The organism is Thermoplasmatales archaeon (genome assembly GCA_026127925.1).
Classification (GTDB): domain Archaea; phylum Thermoplasmatota; class Thermoplasmata; order Thermoplasmatales; family Thermoplasmataceae; genus JAKAYB01.
The window spans coordinates 112,491-132,231 of sequence record JAJSLM010000003.1 but is presented as its reverse complement, the minus strand read 5'-3'; the positions used below and the strand labels follow the sequence as shown (position 1 = coordinate 132,231).

Sequence of the window (19,741 nt, the reverse complement as noted above, 5' to 3'; positions counted from 1 at the left end):
CTGTGACGTCTCTTGTTGGAGAGGTTATGCGGTCTGCATTCCTGGAAACCATGTTTGTGGTACTTATAACTACTCTCATGCGGTATAGAATTCTGTTTATATAGCTTCAGTATGAGTCTGTTTATCGTTTAATGCAGTGCCATCTTGGGAAGGTGAAAGAATATCTATGTCAATTCTATATATATTACACCACACTCATTTATTTAAAAAACGGTCACAAATTACGAAATCGAAAGCGCTAACACAAACGAAGTTCCTTATCTTCCTTTGATTTCTCTGTAGACCTTTATTGCTTCTGGACTCGTGTGCCATACATTATTCCAACGGAATCCAGGAAGTTCTCCTTGGTTGATTCTCAATGCCATGTATTTTATCGAATAATCTATCCGAGTCACCTCTTTCGCTTGTTGCAGTGTCATTAGCTTATCTGAGCTGGATCCTACCTTATCGAGAAGAAAGACGAGTGAACTGGCCATATTATTTTCCAGGAACTTTGTTAGATCATCTAATCCGTTAGAATGACCAATCTCAAGTGCGTTGAGGTATGCCGCTCTATCATGCGGAAGAATATTTATTAATGGCCAATTATGATTAAGAAAATGTATGTTCAGAAGCAGTCTTCCCACTCTTCCGTTTCCATCCGAGAAAGGATGTATCGATTCAAAACCAAAGTGCATTTCCGCTGCCTGATGAAATACGTCGTCCCTCGCAAGTTCATTTTCCACGTACTTCTCCACCCACTTTTGCAAGAGTGACAAGAGTTTTTCCACTCTAGGAGGTGAATATCTAGATCCATATATCTGTACGTTGACTTTTCTCCATTGACCTGCATCTATAAGTATTCCATGGAAGATGATATTGTGTAATTCCAGTGCATTTTTCATGTTTATTTCGGATATGTTCCCTTTGACTACTTCAGCCAGAGCAGAAGCATGTTGAATTGTTTCCATAAGATGTCTTATTGGACGATTTGGTACTGTCATGCCGCTTTCTATTACTCGAGTTACTTCCTTTAAAGTTAAAGTGTTCCCTTCAATCGTATTTGTTCCCCATGTGTTCACGATGAATGATTCTTTTAGCGTTTTCTCTGGCATATTGCGAATCGAGCCTCGATCCAGCAACCTTTCCCTCAGGCGATTTAGTATGTATCTATCCATATTTCGTTAGATATACATATCTGATATAAAAGTATATATGTAATCTATTATATACGTTAAGGATATCATATACAAACACATCTCAGGTAGATTTTAATAAACAAACCATATAGCACGATTACGTCACGTTCCTAACCGGCTTATCCTTTTTTCTAGTAATTGTATTGTCTTATTTCTTAGGGTCCTTGAGATGCTGACGAGTTGGTGTCCTACATAAAACTTGTGTATACGTCAAAAGAGCGCCTTTCAACCTACCTGATACGGATCCAGTTATGTTCAGACAACATAAGCGAAGGGAGAGATTTGTGTATTCTAAGACTAAGAAAAAAGCAATTTCATAATCTATTTTTCGTTTACAGAACTATGGGAGGAAGGAGAGAGCACTAATGAGACGTGCCCAAGAAATGTTCCCAAGATATTAAATGCCGGATTCATTATATATTTGCAAGTTTATATGTAAGATTTCCTGCGCCATGATAATAAATGTAATAATTGTTTGTTACTAGTGCAGTTAGAAAGATATATTTTAGTTCAGGATGAGATTAAGGTATAAATGAACACTAGAGTTTTATCTCCAAAAGGTGCCCAAATTCAAATTGTAATAGAGACTCAAGGCTTGATGTTTACGCCAGATAATCTTATGAATGTTCTTAAGAGCAATGAATTTCAGATCGTCCAAGGAGTTGCTTCTAACCCTCTCAATCCAGCCTTTCCACCTCAGAATACGCAGATCTACTCCAAAGATTCCCTGATGATTTATTTGTTGCAAACTCAGCCACTGAATAGTTTGGTATTTACACTTATGAATACGGTTGACTTAAATAGCGAGAAAATTGGTGGAAAACCTAGCTCAGAAATGATACGGTATCTAATGGATTCGCTTAGCTTGGTAGATGAAACTGTTAGCGCCATTACATTCAATTTTACAACAAGATTTACAGCTACGAGGAAACCAATAGATCAACTTACTAAACTAATACAAACTGACTTTTTTAAAAAATTGAAAAAAGATCCTCTGCTTCAAACTCTAAATGTGTTGTCCATAAGGTTAGGTGATGTATTCCCTCTGGAAAGACAAGGATTTAACCTTGTCATTGAACCACTATTATCAAACCCTGAGAAGATGTTCTTTATTCAATTTACAAAAAAACTTATTAATAGGGATTCGTTATTTGAACTTGTTGACAAATTTCCAAGGACACTTGAAAATTTGATATATGGGGTTGATTCCAATGATTAATACCATTTCATTTTACGATAGAAATTCTTTTGATTCTGTTAATGATATTATTGTGAGGGACACCGAGGAACTCTTGCGCACAATGAACATAATGAAGATGACGAGTCCTCAGATGGCCTCTGTTCAGTTCGAGAATACATTACTCAATTTTTATATAAATGCAGAGGAAAAAGCGTACGAAGAGAAAATTAGAAATCTAAGCAAGTTTATCAAATTTAATTCATTAACGGAACAAGAACGCTTTTTGAGTAAGAATACCTTCTTGATTGATATTTTAGATGATGCTATAACAAAAATTAGAGAGCTATTCACGAATGAAAGACTTGAACTTGCAATTGAGAGTGATCCGGAAATTCAAAATGATTCTGATATCTTGGTTTTGAAAATCCACACGAAAAAAAATCCAAAAGAAATGATTAAGTTGCTAAATAGATTAGATAAAGAGTGGTGGTTGGAGACCAAGCTGAAGACTAAGCAGAAACTTATCATAGAGGAAGAATACGATTGACATTCGAATGGTCTGAATATCTTGATCTAGCCATTAGACTTAATAACGAGGCTAAGGGTAATATCTCTCTCAAAGAGGCGCTTTACAGAACTTCTATTAGTAGGGCATATTATTCATGCTTTAATTTGGCAAAGAATTACTTGATATCCGCAGGTAAGGTACTGAGCAGAACTGCGGACGCGCATAAGGAAATACAACTCATTCTTGAAGACATGTCTATCTTTGAGATCAATAGCGTTAAAAGAAAAGATCTAATTGAAATCTCAAACGAGCTAGCCGTATTAAGATCCTTTAGAAACAAGGCAGACTACAATAATTCTATAAATAAGATAAGTATGATAGCCGAATCTACTATAATTCGGGCAATAAAGATTAAAAAACTCATTGAAAGACTTTGGTGAATTCTTCTGTATATTTTGCGCTGTTGCTTTAAATACGGATTAAAATTTCTCATTTTCATCTGATGCCCCCTTTGGAACAAAATTGTTACTGTGTTTTTTTAGTTCCTCTTCGTCATCTGTCGTGTGTTCTATCTCATTCAAATTAGGTTTTAGGCTATGCAACCAGGAGGAGTTCATTTGATGTCTAAGCAGGTTAAACATGCGCAATGATTTTAAGCGTTCATATAATTAGCATTTATGGAATTAAAGGTAGATGAGCTACTTGGTACAAAAGATCTCGCACTAAGAGTGTGGGCCGATGAACTTTTTACTTTATTAGCTGCTAAGAATGATAAAACTTTCATTCTTGATTTCTCTAATATAAAATTTATGAGCAGATCCTTCGCAAACGAATATTTGAGCCAAAAGAAAAATTTTGAAGCAAAGATTCGAGAACGAAACATAGACACAAATCTGAAGAAAATGTTCGATGTTGCAGATCATTTAATGGACAAAAAGGAAGTTCATGCGATCAGGGCTTCTACAATACGAAGTTTATAATTCTGTTAACGGCAGACTAGGATTCGTTCTTCCCTTACATCTACACGTTCAAGCACCAGATGTGGTTAACTGATTGACATGATTATCAGTTATCAGTGACAAAATAGAGTAATCAGTGAAGCTGAATCTGGTAGATTTTTGATTCCTGAAGGTACTCCATAAACTCCCAAAAGCAGGGTAGTTAACAGTCGAAATAGTTGTTGATTCATTGATTAATTTTCCTGAGATATTTGCCCCTCCCGTAGATTTTGCCCTTACAAGCACAACTGTCACGATTTCATTAATGACGTAATTTGATGCGACCCTGCGACATATTCTCAAGGGATTGTCTCATTAATTCTTATTATTAAATCATCCCGACTGCCATCCCTGTCAGTGATATACTCAACTAGAAGCTCGGGTCAACGAAGATCAAGATGATTTACCATACAGTATTTCGTCTACATCTTCACTCCAATTTACTGTGTGATCCACCTTTACGATTCCATTTAGCTTTAGAAGTTTTCTGATATCTGGCTGTTTGGCTTTACTTTCTATAGTTAGCCAGTAACTCATAGCTTGGTTAAGTGCTTCACCAATGTTCTTACTTTCTTCCTGCGCCTTCTGCTTAAATTTTTTATATATTTTTTTGTTGATTTTCCTTACAACCAGAATGTCATTATTTGATTTCCTGTTCATTGAGGTCATATGTACTACATATACAATAAATTAAAAGTATTTCACTATGAGTTCCCCTTCAATAGGAAATTAGTTCACTGCCAATATCCCAGGAAACTTTCATGTTGGCGATATTAAATTTAAAGTCATGTCTTTAGGATCTTTTCCCGCAAATTATCTACCCGGGATGTTCAGTAGTTAACTTAATCAGATTCGTACTTTTCAATCAGATTAAGCTAGATCCTAGTTATTTTCGAAAATACCTTCACAGATTCCGAGCGAAAATAAACCATGTACTAAACACTATTGTTCACAGAGCTATAATACCGAGATTACCGATGTATTATCTGTATTTATTAGGTACTGTAATTCAACAGACCTTGAAGCTGACTAGACAGATAGTGCATAATTAGAGATAGAGAGTATATAGTAGCGTTACTATACATATATTATATTGATGTACAAGAACACACTACAGACTATGGACTGTATCGAAAGCCAGAGACTACAAATTCGAAAAAATGATACTCGAAAATTATTGCAATCAGAGATTGGTAAATCATCCCTATATCTTTTCTCGCATTCTAGGCATTTTTAAGAGGGTATGATATATTAATATGGGTCATTGCTATTAAACAGATCATGTACCGATATCGATAGCTGGGCAATCGATCACGTAACAGATCCCTGTCCCATCTTGTCTCTTAGTAAATACATATTATATATCGTATATATTGCTATTATAGTTATATAATATGCATATATCAATTTCACTAAATAAACCGAAGTTTATGTTCCGGACGCAAGAATAAACAGAACGCGAATCTTTTACGGATTCATATGGATGCTTGAGTTAATACGTAAAATACAGCCTGTGCAATCAATTCACACCTTTCAGTTTGGTGGGTAAAATCGCCTGTATGCTGTATAACAGGGGTTATACGGCGTTAACCTAAGTTCAAGAGAATCACCACAGAGCCTGCAGTTACTATCTCCAGGGCAAATCTGATCAACAAAAATGGATCCCTTCGACCTATATAAATCAAAATTCACCAGGCATCGACAAAATGGATTCCGTTCCGCTTTAATCACTACAGTTACAATCATGAAAATGCATGGATGTTCCGTACTGATTGAAACAGGTCTTACTCCACTAAAATATAACTTGACTTAAAACCAAGTTTTTTGAAGTCGCAGCCGACGGTCATGGATCGGGAAAGAAATTACATTGCACAACAGGATATGAGTATAACATTGCATATATAACGATATACTAGCTATGAAATATGCGTATCTTACCTTTAAATTATGATCGCATTTCCATTACTCCTTTTGAAGGAGCGTTTAGTGAAGTTACTCATCTCTCCTGTTTGGGTGAAAAACAAAATATGTGGCCTGCCCAAGAGTCGGCACCGAGTCATAAGATGAGTTCACTAAACATACAATCACAGCTTACATGACTTCACTAAAATGCATTAGTGGATATTCGTAGTTCGATAGTGAGTTCACTAACTTTAACAATTTTAAAATTAAGCACTGTTGTTTCAAATCTCATGGTACCATCAAACAGATCCTTAGTCCTTGTCAGTCGACCAGGAACGAATTTTAGCTCTGAAAGTGTATAAACTAGGAACTACAGATTCTAAAGCCAGGTTTAGGTGAATTTCTTGTGCAGAACATCTGGTTATTTTTGGTTTCGCACATTGTGATAGATAAAATGGAATACACAACATGGAAAAGATAAGTATTGAAGATGCACTTGTCGACTTTATAATGGGCAAGTAATCGAATCGAATAATCCGAGGTCCAAGTAAAGTATCATTGTATTCTGACCATATTAACAGTTTCGGCTATTCTTCTAGTACCTATAGGTCCAAGTAAAGTATCATTGTATTCTGACTCTCTCGGGGTTTTAAACTATTAGAGGTATAATAAGAATTATAAGAATTCCTACCCGACAGAAGTACCGCGTAACAGATGCTTTTCAATACTAACTGGTTAAACTGCAATTTGCTTGGATGTGGCTCTCATACAGAGCTACGAGCTGCTTTCAATACTAACTGGTTAAACTGCAATTCATAATGGTATTCCTCTGGAATGGAAGACCTAGTTAAATTTTCAAGAGATACTCGAATTCTTCTACCATCGAGATTCATTATTGTATCCGCATGAGTACATGTTTGTTAGTTAAAAAATGTTTGTAATTGGGTAGTATCTCCGAAGATACTTATTTCTGTGATACAAGAATTCATTCCTGGTTTCCATTCTAATCAAAGGAAGTATCCGTTCCTAGCTTATGAAGATCCGTTCGATACCCAATGAAAAAATGTAGACGAATGTAGTGAACATACTCGGTATAGAAGAGATACAGGGATTCTTCGTGAAGACAGTGACAAGATTCGGAACAAGTGCAAAGGTGGATTGACCTAAAGAATTCATAGGAAAGACAGTATATTTAGAAATACTATGAACAATTCCTTCACACACCCAAAGTCTCTTGGCACTCTCGAAGGATTCACCAACGATGCTCTGAGACTCAAGCACTATTCGGATTATTTGAATAGATTCAATTTCAACCGCGAATCCATCAAAATTATGGATTCCGCCACGTACATTTAAACTATCGGTAAAATATCAATTATAATTCTCCATGAATCTCTCCTCACGATCGTACAGGGGGATGAAAGAAACAAACATCACAATTGACTCTTGAACTATTTCGAGGGATAATGATTCTGTGGTGGCGATTTTTTTATTTCTGTCCATTGCACATTCTCTATTCACATTTGAATTCTTGACGATCTGCACGATAATTTAAGTGCACGTACAAATAATATTTATCGAGTGTTTAAAAAAGTAAAACTGAACAGAAAAAATTGAATGGGAAAGGGTCGATCTTTATCTTCGAGCAAAGCTTAAGCAGCTGTAAGAGAGAATCACAGGTAAATCAAAAGGTGATCTCCGCGCCTTTCAGAGAAAAGGGTATGGTCTAAGAACCTTACTTAAACGAGTCTGATCTGTTAACTAGGGTGAAGAATGGAATCAAAGCGAACATGTAAGGACAAGGAAGGTTTGACATATTAGTGTTCTTTATGTTCTCGTTCTGATATGAGAATCCATCTCTCCTTAACCTCTGAACCATTACGTTTTTCCATTTTATTTCCCCACCCCAGATTTCCGATCTAAATTTTGAGAAACTGCAAGTCTCATGTCGGGAAAAAAGAGAGTATATACGTAGTATATTTACCACTAGGGAAATAAATAGGGAAATAAGGGGAAATAAAGGGTAATAAAATGGAATATAAAAATCGTTTTATTTTCCCACTGCTACGAGAACCAATAAAATGGATAAATATTCATAGTGGAAAATAAAAATATTGCCATAAACCCAAAAAATCACTTGAATAAAATGCGCCAGAGGAACCAAATTCATCGGAATCAAAGACGATTCCTTCGCACTGGTCGAGAATAATCATCAGAAGCTACCATAGGGAAGTTGGAAAAGGATCGCAAGGATAATGGTATTCTACGATCTCTAAGTCGTAATAAGTTTGCATGCTTTTTAATAGAATAATCCTTTTATTGGACCTTGGAATAACATGTTCAGAAATGACTAAAAATAATAATATACTATTGATCAACTTTCAAGGAGTTGAAAAAGAAGAAATCCTTGAAGGTATGGGCTTTTCTATTGATAAAAATGGTTATTTGCTTAAAGAAGATAAAAGAGTTTTAACGCATGATCGATCCAGTTATGTCAGAATTGCAGATGTCAAGGCTGTGTTACCTGGATCCTTAGATGTCATAACTGATCTAATAGAAGCAGAAGAATACTTCAAGAGCTATTAGGAATATGGTTTCAATAGCCTTTTTAGCTTTATTGAAGAAATATGTATCTAAAGCATTTAAGTGGCTCAAAATAAGTTTTATAGATCCTGATTCTGGTAACGTCATAGAAATCAACAAGAATGGCATGATTAAAAACTCGAACAATGTAGTAATTAATAATAATATTTACATGAATATTAATGTTGATAAGACTGATAAAACGTACGATAAAAAGGATTTTAAGGAATTCACACGAAATCTAGCATCCGGCATAGAAAATAATGAGGGATACGGCGTTTCGTTTGATTCAAGCGTTTCGGTTATACATTCCACCGCATTATCAGAGACTCAGATTAGGCAAATAAAAATTCTTAAGAGAGCTGAATGGCCAGAGGAGATATTTAACGCCTTAGCAATAGCTCTTAAAATAATAAATTTAGAAGATAAAGGTAAATATGATGATGCTAAAACTCTGATGGAAAAGGCATTCAAGAGCAAACTTGGTTCGAACATTAAAAAATTTTATAACCTTACAAGGGCAGGATATCTAAATGGCTTTGTTATGGATGTTATGTTTTCTCCGGCAAATCACGGACCGAAATGGATATCAAAAATACTCGATTACTTCCCAGATGCTATTTTTGTTGATGAGAATAGCCATGTTCAGGATATAGCAGAAGAAATTTTAAAAAGACAAGCAGAAAACCTGAAGGAGATATCATTATATGCAAGGGGCAGGAAAATTGAGATACTCACTCATGCCTATTCTGCGTATATAGACAGAAATCTTCAAGATCATCAGAGCGAGAAAAGATCGCCATTTAAAATGTATGTAATTGTTGAGGATGAAGACTATACTATTGGCTGGTCAAAAGCTAAGCGCCTAGTGCTGAAACTTGAAGATGTACGAGAAACATCAATAGAATTATTACAAAAATGGCGTAACGACCTAAACAAAATATAATTAGAAATTGTTTTTTTATCAAATAAGTCTGTTCGGTCATGCAGGAACCTGTATCTTTGGTTAAAAACTTTTCTTCCCTTAGCTCACATAAAAAAAGTGATGTCAGAGGCATCTTGTAGGATTTACATAAGACTCTTAATCGTGCTAATGTTTATGATTTCTGAAATATCCCTAGAATTTTTGTGTCCCCTTAAGCTTTTTAAATTCACTATTATAAATCCCCGTCATAAGATTGGTTACAAACTCTCTTTTCAAGCCACTTAGAGGGCTCGGATCACTCATGAGGGCCGGAACCCAGTTTCTTTCCGACAAGGGACAAACCATGTCGGCAACGCCTGTAGCAACAGGAAGAACCAGTGTAAAGTTCAGCAACCCATGAATCATTCTCATTGCCCTTATGCCGGTCACCTGAACGCCTGCCGATCCAAGCTTCGCAACATAGGTTTCCCCATCGTCCCTAAGGGGATCATGCTCTACTGTTATGATTACTGCTTCAGGCAATCGTGAGAGATCGCTGTGCAGTATCGGAGATAAATAGGAGTTTAGAGCATTATCCTTATTTCTCATGTACATCTCTGCGAACAAGTCAGTCTGATCTCCAGTGAGGAAAAACCCATCAGAGAATTCACTTATTGATTCGGAGAAGAAGTCCAGGTCGAGAGGAGGATAGAATAGAACCTGAAACTTGGGTTCTTCAATGCCGCGGTCCTTGATCATCATGCAGACAACAGCCGAAAGTCTCCGCTGAAACTGTCACCTGCCACGGTAATTCTGTCAGGACTGATATCAAGAGTATTGGCATTTTTCCTTGCCCAAAGAGACTTCGAATGCCGTTCTCCTCGCTTTTATCGGTGCCCCTATCTAAGCTGTCTTGCATTATATACTATAATGGAGATCATTGTGGTAATAGCAAAGTACGAGAGCATTATTATGACCGACTCTGCCACCGTCGGGAAATAAGATGTTACTTGAACTCCGTTGATAACATAGGATGAAATGTGGGGTGGATAGGTGGGAAGAGGGACCGCATCGATCGCATCACCACCATAGGTAAGAATGTACCACGGTTCCCTTCCTAACTGAAGTACGACCTGTTCTATCGCTAGAAAACCCACGAAGAGTAGCATAAATGATGATATGATAGAAACAGGAATGCTCCTGAACAAGGTACTGAAAAAGAAGGCAAAAGACAAACTGGCTAGTAAGAAAAGGATTGCGAGTCCGTAGGAACTTACTATTCCTGCTGGGATTGAGGAGTAGTGATATAAGCTTGCTGCAGCATCTACCGCATAGTAAACGCCAATCACCAAAACTCCAGATGTGAGAGCGCCGAAGAGCCTTCCTACATAAACTGATATCCTTGAGATAGGCTGGGTCAAGATCATGAGCCCTGTGCCAGAATAGAAATCTTGAGCAAATGCATCCCCTCCAAAAAATACCGCAACCACCACTATAACCAGGGTTACGTTCCCAAGAACATCGCTTATGAATGAGGCTGCCAAGTGTGGAAATTTGATGGCACCGGAGAAGTAGACTGTAGCCATCATAACGGAAAGCAACGCCGAAACAATGAGCATTCCGTAGAATCTCCAGCTCCGAACGTAGTAACGAAGAAAAGTAAGGTAGAATGCGTTCGTCACTTTCATGAAACTTGGCTTCATTTGTCTCCGCCTATCATCTTAATGTACGCCTCCTCCATTCCCAGGGCTCCTTTGCCTTCGAACATTTTATTGACTTCAGCAACAGACATCCTCGATATTATCTTTCCTTTATTTATGAAGATAACTTCATCACACAAGTCAGAAACTTCAAACATGAGGTGCGAACTTATGAATAACAATTTTTCTCTTTTCAAAATCTTCATGTAATCGCGGAATATTTTAGATTCTATCGGATCAAGCCCCGATGTGGGCTCATCAAGAATTATGATTTCTGTTTCTGGAAGAAGTGCAGCCATCAATATGACCCTCTGTTTGTTACCCTTGGAGAGATGACCGCAACTTTGATTCAGATCCTCCAATCTGAATGTTTTCTGCAATTCATCAATCTTATTTTTGACTAGGTTTCGCTCCATGCCCCTCAGTGAACCAATAAGAAGAAGATACTCTTTCACTGTCAGATAAGGATATGGAGATGGCGTTTCAACTACACTTGAGATCTTAGATAGTGCAGTGCGTTTATCACTCGTTATGGAAAAACCATTAATGAATACATCTCCAGAATCGGGTCTGATGAGACCTGCCATTACCTTTATGGTAGTTGTCTTACCAGCACCGTTTGGACCAAGATAACCTATGACGCCATTCCCAGATATTTCCATAGAAATTGAATTTAGTGCCTTAATTTTACCAAAGGACTTTGAAAGGTTTGAAATTCTAAGATCCACATTAAATAATCCCTTATCAATATTTTAACTTTTATCCATTTCCTATAGCGCTGAAATATGGTTAGGGCCCTATCGGATCAGCGTTTCTCGGTCATTTCCCTCTTGAACTGTATGCAATACTCAACATCTCATCCGTATATGGGTTCTGTTTGAGCCTGTCTGAAAGTATCATCTTCGTGCTCGGATCAGCAAACTTCTCTATCCCGCGTAGTGCCAAGAATCATGCGTAAGACAAAGAATACCTATCCATGTGCTTTCAATAGCAAGGAATTGGATCTTGAACTTAACATAATTGATAAAATTGATCCATAAAGAAAAGATTGGAGAAAAATATCATTTTCTCTTCCTCATCATTATCGTTACGGCCGCACCAACAACAGCAACCGCAGCTACAGCACCTATGATTATGTAGAGATCAGTGTTCGGAGATGTGGGACTTGAAGATGGATTTTGCTCTTTCAATTAGAGTTTGTTTCTGCCGTTATTTGCGAATTTATCTTAATTCATAATCCTCATTTACATGTTGATGTTATTCATAAATATAGGCCATGCAACTTAAGTTTCTGATCATTTTGCGTCGATAAGTTCGATCGAGTTACTTCTTTTTATTCAAGGAGACACACTCTTATGATTGATCCTGTACGTAAATCGATTGCAATAACCGGTAAGTGAAAGTTATAATATAATATAACAATTACTTACTAAGATGGAACCAATAGGGGCATTCCTACGTGGAAATAGACTTAAGCTATCAGAACTCCAAGACTACGTGATTGATATTATCTATGATAAGTATCAATCAGATGCTTTGTTATACGGAGGGACGGCGATATGGAGATGTTTTGGAGGAACCAGATTCTCAGAGGATATAGATATGTACTTGGATAAGAGATCTTTCGACAGTTTCGTTTCCTCGCTTAACAAGTACGGTCTTAGACTTATATGGCAAGATCCAGAATTTCCAACCACAGTTAGGATATCAAACAATCAGGCTGAGCTCCTGCTGGAAACAAAGGAAGGGTACGCTGAAAATGAGATAAGAGCATACTCAAGAATTGACGGATCTACAAAGACAATAAGCGTTCTGAGCGCAACAGAGTTGATGGTGAGGAAAGTAGAGGCATATCTTGGTCGAAGATTCATCAGGGACATATACGATCTTTTTGTTCTAACGAATTGGTTAGATAAGCGCGATTATTTTATTAGAACCAAGCTTTACAGGTTCCTGAATGAGATCCCAACACCAGTCGATGAACAGATATTATCCTCTTTACTCTATTCAGGGACAAGCAATCTGAGTTTTATCAGTATGGTTACATACATTAAGAGGTGGCTTGATGAAATATGAAAAATCATTTATAGATTTCTTTTCTAAACATAATCTTTTTTCTATGAGTGATGCAAGAAGGTTTCTGTCCCGTCTCGGCGCAAGTGAAAGCTATATCAGATTAATGCTTCACAATATGGTACACTCCGGGAAGGTAATAAAGATTGGCAAAGGGATCTATACTCTACAAGAAAATGAGGCCGTAGTTGGATTCAAATTTAGACCGTTCTATTACGGTCTCGAATATGCCCTTACGATCAGAAAAATATGGACACAACAATCAGTTCCTGTGATAATAACGAGAACTAAGGCGAATCCAGGAACGAGAGAACTCATGGGAATCAAGGTCATAGTACATAGAATCGGCCCAGAGAGATTTTTTGGATTTGATTACATGAACTATGATGGAATATTTGTTCCCGTATCAGATCCAGAGAAGACGCTTCTTGATTTCACATACTATGGGATTAAACTAGATCCTGAGACCATGACTGAGCTCAGAAATAGAATAGATGAATCAAAGTTGAAGGATTATTCTAAGAGAATGTTTGGAAAGAACAGAAATATCGAATTGATACGCCAATGAAATGCTTGTCGGTGTTGAAGTAAATGCTGTGGAACATCAATTATTACACATCATAATACTCAATAATGCGATTTATAATGCATTATATTGCACAATGTTTTCTGATTGAAGAATTACGTAATAGTATACAAAATCATGTTTGGGAACAAAAGTCCTTATACACATGCTTCACTAACAAAAAGTAAGATCACAGACATTATAAGATTAACAAAATTGAACAGAAGGAAATATTGGAGAAAAATATCATTTCTTCTTCCTCATTATCGCAACGACTGCACCAACAACAGCAACTGCTACTACTGCGCCTATGATTATGTAGAGATCGGTGTTTGAGGATGTAGGAGTTGAGGGCTTCTTTGGTGGGGGCGTGGTTGAAGGTGCCTGGGAGAAGTTTATGGATTGAGTCACATTCTTTCCATTGACCGTTACGGAACCTGAGGGTTTTGATATGTTGTATCCGGATATATTAGCGATGGTGTATGAGTATGTTCCATTGGGTAAGGAGAAGGTGATCGTATTCGTGGTAGAGGATTCCGTTGTTCCGTTCAAGGTCACAGACCACGATGTTCCAGAGGAGAGACCTGATTCTGTGAATGTAACAGTATATAACTCCGCGAAACTTACTGATTTAGATGCTGTGGAACCGGCAACTGCGACAGAACCCGAAGATGAAGACGGCCCGTATGTGTGATCCGATGTCGATACGGTGTATGAGTATGTTCCGTTAGGCAAGGAAAGAGTGTAAGTGGATGCTGTAATTGGACCTGAATCATGACCTGTTATGTTCACATACCATGTCGATCCACTCGGAAGATTGGATTCTGTGAATATGATGAAATATGTCACTTCACTAAAGGTAATGGACACTGTGACTGCAGTACCATCCACCGGGAAAGAACCTGAATACGCAGACGGCTTGTATGTGTGATCAGATGTAGCAACAGTATATGTATAAGATCCGTTCGTTAGTTGAAAAGAATGGGAAGTGCCGGATATCGGGCCGGAATCATAAGTCAAATTATTTCCTGTAATATTCACGTACCATATAGTTCCTGCTTGAAGGCCAATTTCAGTGAAAACAGTAGCGTAAGTAGAGGAGGTCATAAGTGCAAGATACTGACCTGGTAATAGACTGAAGTTGCCTTGAGTTACAATAATGCCTTCTGGACTGTACAACTCCCATACATAATTTCCGGGAAATAGCGTAATGTTGATGTCACCATTTATAAAAGGATAGGATGTTTCATTGATTATTAAGGTACCTGATTGCATGTCCGTTGAGACGTTAATTATTCCTATTTCGGATCTATTATATATCTGTTCCAAACTACCATTGCCATCAGTAACATTGGCAAAAAGCGTCCCATTGACATTATAGTACATTCCAGAAGAAACAACATTATGAATACCTTCAGCAGTGTCGCTTCCAAAGTTGAATGCGTTAACAACCTGTTGGAAGTTGTGTCCGTTCCAGTATTCTAACTGCAACTGCAAGTTAGATGAACAATCGGTAGTCTTTGAGCCTCCACCGGGTCCCCCGAGTATCAACTCAGCATCGTAAAAAGCAAAACCATTGGGTTCGTAGTTATTGCCGTTGACTACGAAACCATGATCTGCAGTCAAATCTCCAACAAACTTAAACACCACGTTATCGTAGGTGATCCAACCGTATCCATCGTTGTACATAAATGCAACTTCTGGTTGATTGCTGGTTGTGATCAGCGAATCCATTTTGAACTCTACTCTTGTTGGATAGTGCAGAGCCACGTCGTTGCCGCCCATCGATAGACCTGCGCAATCGTAATAGAAGTACGTTCCAGATGAATTGGATACCGTGCCATTTCCGGACACCGTGGAATTGTGCATGTTAGCATTAGATGCGGATAAATTCCAAACATTATCTATGAAGTTAATATTATTGGAACTTGTATTCAAATCTGCCACATCCTGTACCCAATATACATATTGCGAGCCACCGTTGAAAAATTGTAGGTTGACATTGAGCTGAAAGGTCATTCCATAAGGTCCACCGGTATAGTTGTTATAGTTTAGCGATGAATTATATGTACTTAGAGAATTAATGCCTACAATTCCCAGGAACGATGTCGTGTTGTATTCATACGGGCCATCGTTAGCACCTATACCATAATCAGCAATACCCATAGGTGCAGGTTCTCCGGAATACAGAGAGAATGGATTTACCTCCAGCCCTGTTGATGGGCTAGCCGAAACATTTCTTACTTGGCCCTCGAAAGATGACATTACATTTTTGGGATGACCTACATCACAGACGTTACAGCGCTGACCGAACAAATTAAAATTATTCGCATATGTATCCCCGAAAACGCCACTGGGATTAGAATGCTCAAATGAAGGCACTTCAGAAACTAAAAGAAATACAAATAAAAGAAGAATGACAACTACCTTCAAATAAATTGATTTTTTTCTACTTATTAAATAATGCACCTAACATAATATGCATTGAATTATTAAGCCTACCGGTACTTTTATTTTTCACAAATGCTTTAATAAATATTTCGACAACATACTCCAAGTTTTTGGAAATTCGTTCCTCTCTACGGATCGTTGCAATATGAATCCAAACGTACTCGTCTCAACATAGACTTCCAAAACATATGTTCACGATCTCTAGTCCCTTCTATTATAAATTTGGAATAATTTATGAACATTGTAAGGACAAAAGAATGAAAGTCGAGTCTAACAAACTTTTTCATACAGGAAGCCGCATGAAGAAAAATATCAATAACCATTTCGCTCAATTAAATTATCTAAAAATTTTGAGAAAATATTGTTGTAATCACGCCTTTTGGGACTTACTTGTTGAAACAATCCTCCATCTTATGAAGACCAGGGAAAGTGCCAATATAATAAACAGAATAAGTAAGTAAGGTATATTGAAAATCGTTACTGTAGCAGAGTAGAACATCATCCCAAAACCAAATAGATAATATAACCACATAAACACCCTAAGAATAAGGGTATTCCCAATGAACGCATACAAAAAATACCCCACCAGAGAAAAAACTACGGAGATTATCCCGACATAAATACCAGCAATAAATCTGTCAGTGATTGAGGTAAGAATATAATAAAACAACAGAGCCGTGAAAAGAGTGAGAACAACTGCAACCACGACAGAAATTGATAGTTTAGAATCCATTGATATCCGACAAGAATTATGTATATCAATATAAAGTCATAGGTATTGTAGGTTTTCCCAGACTTCCTACGATCCTTTCGATATTCTCGTCTTATATGATTATTGACGATTAAAACAGATCAATCCCTCAACGAATTAATTCTCTAGGCTATGACCTGAATAATTCTGGCCTGTCCCAGATACATATTGAAAGGCGTATTTATCGTATCAACCGTAATAATGATATTTTGGAGGATATAATTGGTCGAAAGGTTAAATCTGACCCCACCGTATGATGTTGTGGAAAAATTCGTGTATATCGCAGAATTTTTGATTGTTGTACTCAGCTTGGCAGAGATAGTAACCTCTGAGTCGAATAGGTATGCAGAGTTCCCTTTTGGCGCCCTCAGCGACACCGTGTAATTTCCTGGAAGCAGATCCGGAATGAAGAGATAACCTTTCGATAAACTATTGTCCACTAATCCAGCAGATTGGCTAGAATGGAAGGTCAGTGACTCGTTAAGTGGAATAATAGCCTCAGGCACACTTAGCGAGCCCTTCTTGATAATCAGAATAGAGTAATCGGAGTACTCCGCCATTATTTTCCAGCCGTCCTGCAAATAGGAATTTGCATAGCTATCGAGACTATAACCAACGCTGGAATAACTTGCCCATGAACTAGAAGATTGAACTATAACATAGTTAAAATTTCCAAGATTTGGCTCGATTGTATTGGAATAAGGCGTAGAGTCAGCATGCAAATAATTTGAAAAATACGGCATGAGATTATTCTGCGTGAGAATGTATGCATTTGCCGGTATGTCCTTTCGGATTTCCAGGAGAAAGTTCAAAGCAGGAGAGCTCCTATAACCATAAACACTGTAAAGATGCCCGTAAGAATCGCCAACATAGATGCCCTGTGGGGAAATAGGAGAGAACGGGATCGATATAAGAGTTGAGGCAATGATGACTGCGGCTATCCCCGGTTTATAATTTTTCAAGATGTTCTTAAATTTTGCTGTTTTGACCTTCCCAATCCGTCCAATCAGCCATATCACGGAAAATGGAAGAGAAACATAGAAGATTGGCTGAATCATCGAGGAATACTGGTACCCAAGAATATAGTAGGGCGAATAGGCGGAGAATATTGCGAGTGGAAGAAACGGGATAATAGGGATTAGGGCAGGAAGATACAAAATTGAGATTATTCCTGTAGTCCCTATAACAATAAAAAAAAAGTATACCTTGCTAAGATAGTTCGCGCCTACAAAGCCGAGAACATAAGCTGGAGATTTAAAGAGAGCTATCAGTAACCCGATTGGGGTTGAGGCTGCAGATTCGACCTGACTGGTCGGAGGAAGGAGGGAAAGGTGCGAGAGGCCCATTAAGAGGCCTTTGTGGAAGCCGACAAGTATTATTCCTTTCGCAAGCCCTGACAGAATCAGGTATATGAATAGAACAACAAAAGAAGAAAGTAAGATCATCAACTGATAATTTCGGGTTTTCATGGGCTTCCACTCCAGATAGTCTGCGCCTTTACGCATAAGATAGAATTCAAAAATTAGTATGCATGCAACAATGTATACGAAATTGGAATGAAGAGAGACTATTAAGGCAAGACTGCCCAAATGCGTAATTTTCTTCCCGGTCAGAAATGAATCTATTGCAAGAAAGTAGAAGAAAGGAAGAAATGAAAGGAAGTGAAAATCAAACATCACGGAACCAAATGTTAGCGGTGAAATAAGGTAGGATAAGGTTAAGACGAAAGATATTAGCAATGAGTACCTCAGATCCGTAATTCTCTTTTTAAAAATTCTGAAAGACAGATCGAAAAGAATCACAGCAGAGAAAGATAGAAAAAAACTCTGCAAAATTAGGAGCGATATGGGTGTCGGAAAAACCTTGTAAAGAGGAACTAAAAAGAATATGAATGGCTGGAAGTGAATAGCAAGTAGACTCTTTCCAAGAAGAAAAGAATAGAAGAATTTCCCATCAAGGTAGCTCGACAAAACCTGGGCATGCAGACCAAGATCCCAGGCAGTTGCGTTCGAAGAATCATATCTCAGCACGGAGAAATAAGAGTAGACTACAAAGAATATTGCAGAAAGCGCTATAGCAAAAGAAAGAGCACAATGATCTGAAGTCAAGGATCGGTATACTTTAACAAGAAAATTCTTGAACATTCCATTATTATCATGCAGAATTGGATATTAAGTGTTGTTGCTGTCCTCTAGGATAGTTTTTCTTGTGCGGTTAGAGGACGATTGGTTGTTCCATTTCCCAGCAAATACAAAATTCAATGAATGAAAACTGAGGAACGCTGAATTCATGGTTCGGCGCATACGATTCTTCTGCAAGAGAGTATTATGATTTTGAAAAATAAAATGAATATAAGATAATAGTAAATCTTAAATAGGATTATATATTGTTATTTCTTATGACCGAGAAAAACGAAGAACAAAAGAAAAAAGTCTCCACAAGGAAATATTACCTTTATTTTTCCTCGTTCTTTTTGATCCAGTTTGTTATAACATTCGCGATCCTATTCACTGACCACAACCTTCAGACGGATTTCGGAACAGTCCCGAAATACTTTATTCACTGGTACGGTCTTATGATAACCGGGATAGGAGACATAATTGCCTTCATTGTTCTGCTTGTTATTAACAGGAGACAGTTTGTACTGGTAGGCTTAATATGGGCAGCATTCATGGCCGTCTTCCAGGTTGCTGATATCGCAACATACGCGTCACTCAAGGTAGGGCTTACGGCAGGAAAATTCGCTACCTATCTCTTTGGATTTTCGAAATTTCCAGGAGCGTTGCCATACATTCCCGGACTCTATGATGTACTGTTTGCTATATATATAATAGCTGCAGGATTCGGCTTCTATGTTTACAGAAAACTGCCGAAGGAATCCCCTCAGAAGAAGAACACAGGCGATAGTACCAAGACTAAGTAAATCTCAGCCACAACTATCCGGAGAG

At 37.7% G+C, this 19,741-nt stretch carries 19 protein-coding genes; 10 read left to right on the top strand and 9 right to left on the bottom strand.

Annotation, left to right across the window (positions count from 1 at the left end; translation table 11 throughout):
- Positions 1-257: 257 nt before the first annotated feature.
- On the bottom strand, positions 258-1,157 hold the full coding sequence (locus LVQ96_04090) for a Fic family protein (GenBank protein ID MCW6170334.1): 900 nt from the start codon (positions 1,155-1,157) through the stop codon (positions 258-260).
- 553 nt (positions 1,158-1,710) lie between these two features.
- On the opposite strand from LVQ96_04090, the gene LVQ96_04085 reads away from it, so the two are divergent.
- The 4 genes from LVQ96_04085 to LVQ96_04070 all read left to right on the top strand — a co-directional run bounded on the left by LVQ96_04085 (position 1,711) and on the right by LVQ96_04070 (position 3,846).
- Positions 1,711-2,397 (top strand): hypothetical protein, encoded by a 687-nt coding sequence (locus tag LVQ96_04085; GenBank protein ID MCW6170333.1) that lies wholly within the window; start codon positions 1,711-1,713, stop codon positions 2,395-2,397.
- On the top strand, positions 2,390-2,905 hold the full coding sequence (locus LVQ96_04080) for a hypothetical protein (GenBank protein MCW6170332.1): 516 nt from the start codon (positions 2,390-2,392) through the stop codon (positions 2,903-2,905). Before LVQ96_04085 ends, LVQ96_04080 begins: the two co-directional genes overlap by 8 nt.
- Complete coding sequence (locus tag LVQ96_04075) at positions 2,902-3,306, top strand: HEPN domain-containing protein (GenBank protein ID MCW6170331.1); 405 nt, start codon at positions 2,902-2,904, stop codon at positions 3,304-3,306. The genes LVQ96_04080 and LVQ96_04075 overlap by 4 nt, the downstream gene beginning before the upstream one ends.
- Positions 3,307-3,543: 237 nt before the next feature.
- Positions 3,544-3,846: an STAS-like domain-containing protein gene (locus tag LVQ96_04070; protein MCW6170330.1), complete on the top strand. Its 303-nt coding sequence runs from the start codon at positions 3,544-3,546 to the stop codon at positions 3,844-3,846.
- A gap of 48 nt (positions 3,847-3,894) precedes the next feature.
- On the opposite strand, the gene LVQ96_04065 is transcribed toward LVQ96_04070, so the two are convergent.
- Positions 3,895-4,167: a hypothetical protein gene (locus tag LVQ96_04065; GenBank protein ID MCW6170329.1), complete on the bottom strand. Its 273-nt coding sequence runs from the start codon at positions 4,165-4,167 to the stop codon at positions 3,895-3,897.
- Positions 4,168-4,257: 90 nt separating this feature from the next.
- Positions 4,258-4,524 carry a hypothetical protein gene (locus LVQ96_04060; protein ID MCW6170328.1) on the bottom strand — a complete coding sequence of 89 codons (267 nt, stop codon included), beginning with the start codon at positions 4,522-4,524 and terminating at the stop codon, positions 4,258-4,260.
- A 2,445-nt stretch (positions 4,525-6,969) separates the two neighbouring features.
- Here LVQ96_04060 and LVQ96_04055 point away from each other — a divergent pair.
- The 3 genes from LVQ96_04055 (at position 6,970) to LVQ96_04045 (ending at position 9,295) form a co-directional block, all read left to right on the top strand.
- On the top strand, positions 6,970-7,122 hold the full coding sequence (locus LVQ96_04055) for a hypothetical protein (protein MCW6170327.1): 153 nt from the start codon (positions 6,970-6,972) through the stop codon (positions 7,120-7,122).
- A gap of 990 nt (positions 7,123-8,112) precedes the next feature.
- Positions 8,113-8,352, top strand: a complete 240-nt coding sequence (locus tag LVQ96_04050) for a hypothetical protein (protein ID MCW6170326.1) — start codon at positions 8,113-8,115, stop codon at positions 8,350-8,352.
- Positions 8,353-8,356: 4 nt separating this feature from the next.
- Entirely contained in the window at positions 8,357-9,295 is a 939-nt protein-coding gene (locus LVQ96_04045) for a hypothetical protein (GenBank protein ID MCW6170325.1), read from the top strand.
- A 171-nt stretch (positions 9,296-9,466) separates the two neighbouring features.
- Here the strand turns inward: LVQ96_04045 and LVQ96_04040 are convergent, their stop codons facing one another.
- The 3 genes from LVQ96_04040 to LVQ96_04030 form a co-directional block, all read right to left on the bottom strand.
- The gene (locus LVQ96_04040) at positions 9,467-10,015 is read right to left on the bottom strand and encodes an alpha/beta hydrolase (GenBank protein ID MCW6170324.1); all 549 of its coding nucleotides are present in this window, start codon (positions 10,013-10,015) and stop codon (positions 9,467-9,469) included.
- A 137-nt stretch (positions 10,016-10,152) separates the two neighbouring features.
- Complete coding sequence (locus LVQ96_04035; GenBank protein ID MCW6170323.1) at positions 10,153-10,956, bottom strand: ABC transporter permease subunit; 804 nt, start codon at positions 10,954-10,956, stop codon at positions 10,153-10,155.
- Positions 10,953-11,681 (bottom strand): ABC transporter ATP-binding protein, encoded by a 729-nt coding sequence (locus LVQ96_04030; GenBank protein ID MCW6170322.1) that lies wholly within the window; start codon positions 11,679-11,681, stop codon positions 10,953-10,955. Before LVQ96_04030 ends, LVQ96_04035 begins: the two co-directional genes overlap by 4 nt.
- A gap of 706 nt (positions 11,682-12,387) precedes the next feature.
- On the opposite strand from LVQ96_04030, the gene LVQ96_04025 reads away from it, so the two are divergent.
- Positions 12,388-13,029, top strand: a complete 642-nt coding sequence (locus LVQ96_04025; GenBank protein ID MCW6170321.1) for a nucleotidyl transferase AbiEii/AbiGii toxin family protein — start codon at positions 12,388-12,390, stop codon at positions 13,027-13,029.
- Positions 13,019-13,594, top strand: coding sequence for a type IV toxin-antitoxin system AbiEi family antitoxin domain-containing protein (locus tag LVQ96_04020; GenBank protein ID MCW6170320.1), 576 nt, complete (start codon positions 13,019-13,021; stop codon positions 13,592-13,594). The genes LVQ96_04025 and LVQ96_04020 overlap by 11 nt, the downstream gene beginning before the upstream one ends.
- A gap of 243 nt (positions 13,595-13,837) precedes the next feature.
- Here the strand turns inward: LVQ96_04020 and LVQ96_04015 are convergent, their stop codons facing one another.
- The 3 genes from LVQ96_04015 to LVQ96_04005 form a co-directional block, all read right to left on the bottom strand.
- Positions 13,838-15,856, bottom strand: a complete 2,019-nt coding sequence (locus tag LVQ96_04015; protein ID MCW6170319.1) for a thermopsin — start codon at positions 15,854-15,856, stop codon at positions 13,838-13,840.
- Positions 15,857-16,412: 556 nt separating this feature from the next.
- The gene (locus tag LVQ96_04010) at positions 16,413-16,775 is read right to left on the bottom strand and encodes a hypothetical protein (protein ID MCW6170318.1); all 363 of its coding nucleotides are present in this window, start codon (positions 16,773-16,775) and stop codon (positions 16,413-16,415) included.
- 143 nt (positions 16,776-16,918) lie between these two features.
- A complete protein-coding gene (locus LVQ96_04005; GenBank protein ID MCW6170317.1) occupies positions 16,919-18,937 on the bottom strand; it encodes a DUF2079 domain-containing protein in 2,019 nt (672 codons plus the stop codon).
- Positions 18,938-19,191: 254 nt separating this feature from the next.
- Here LVQ96_04005 and LVQ96_04000 point away from each other — a divergent pair, with 254 nt between their 5' ends.
- Positions 19,192-19,716 carry a hypothetical protein gene (locus tag LVQ96_04000; protein ID MCW6170316.1) on the top strand — a complete coding sequence of 175 codons (525 nt, stop codon included), beginning with the start codon at positions 19,192-19,194 and terminating at the stop codon, positions 19,714-19,716.
- The last annotated feature ends 25 nt before the right edge of the window (positions 19,717-19,741 follow it).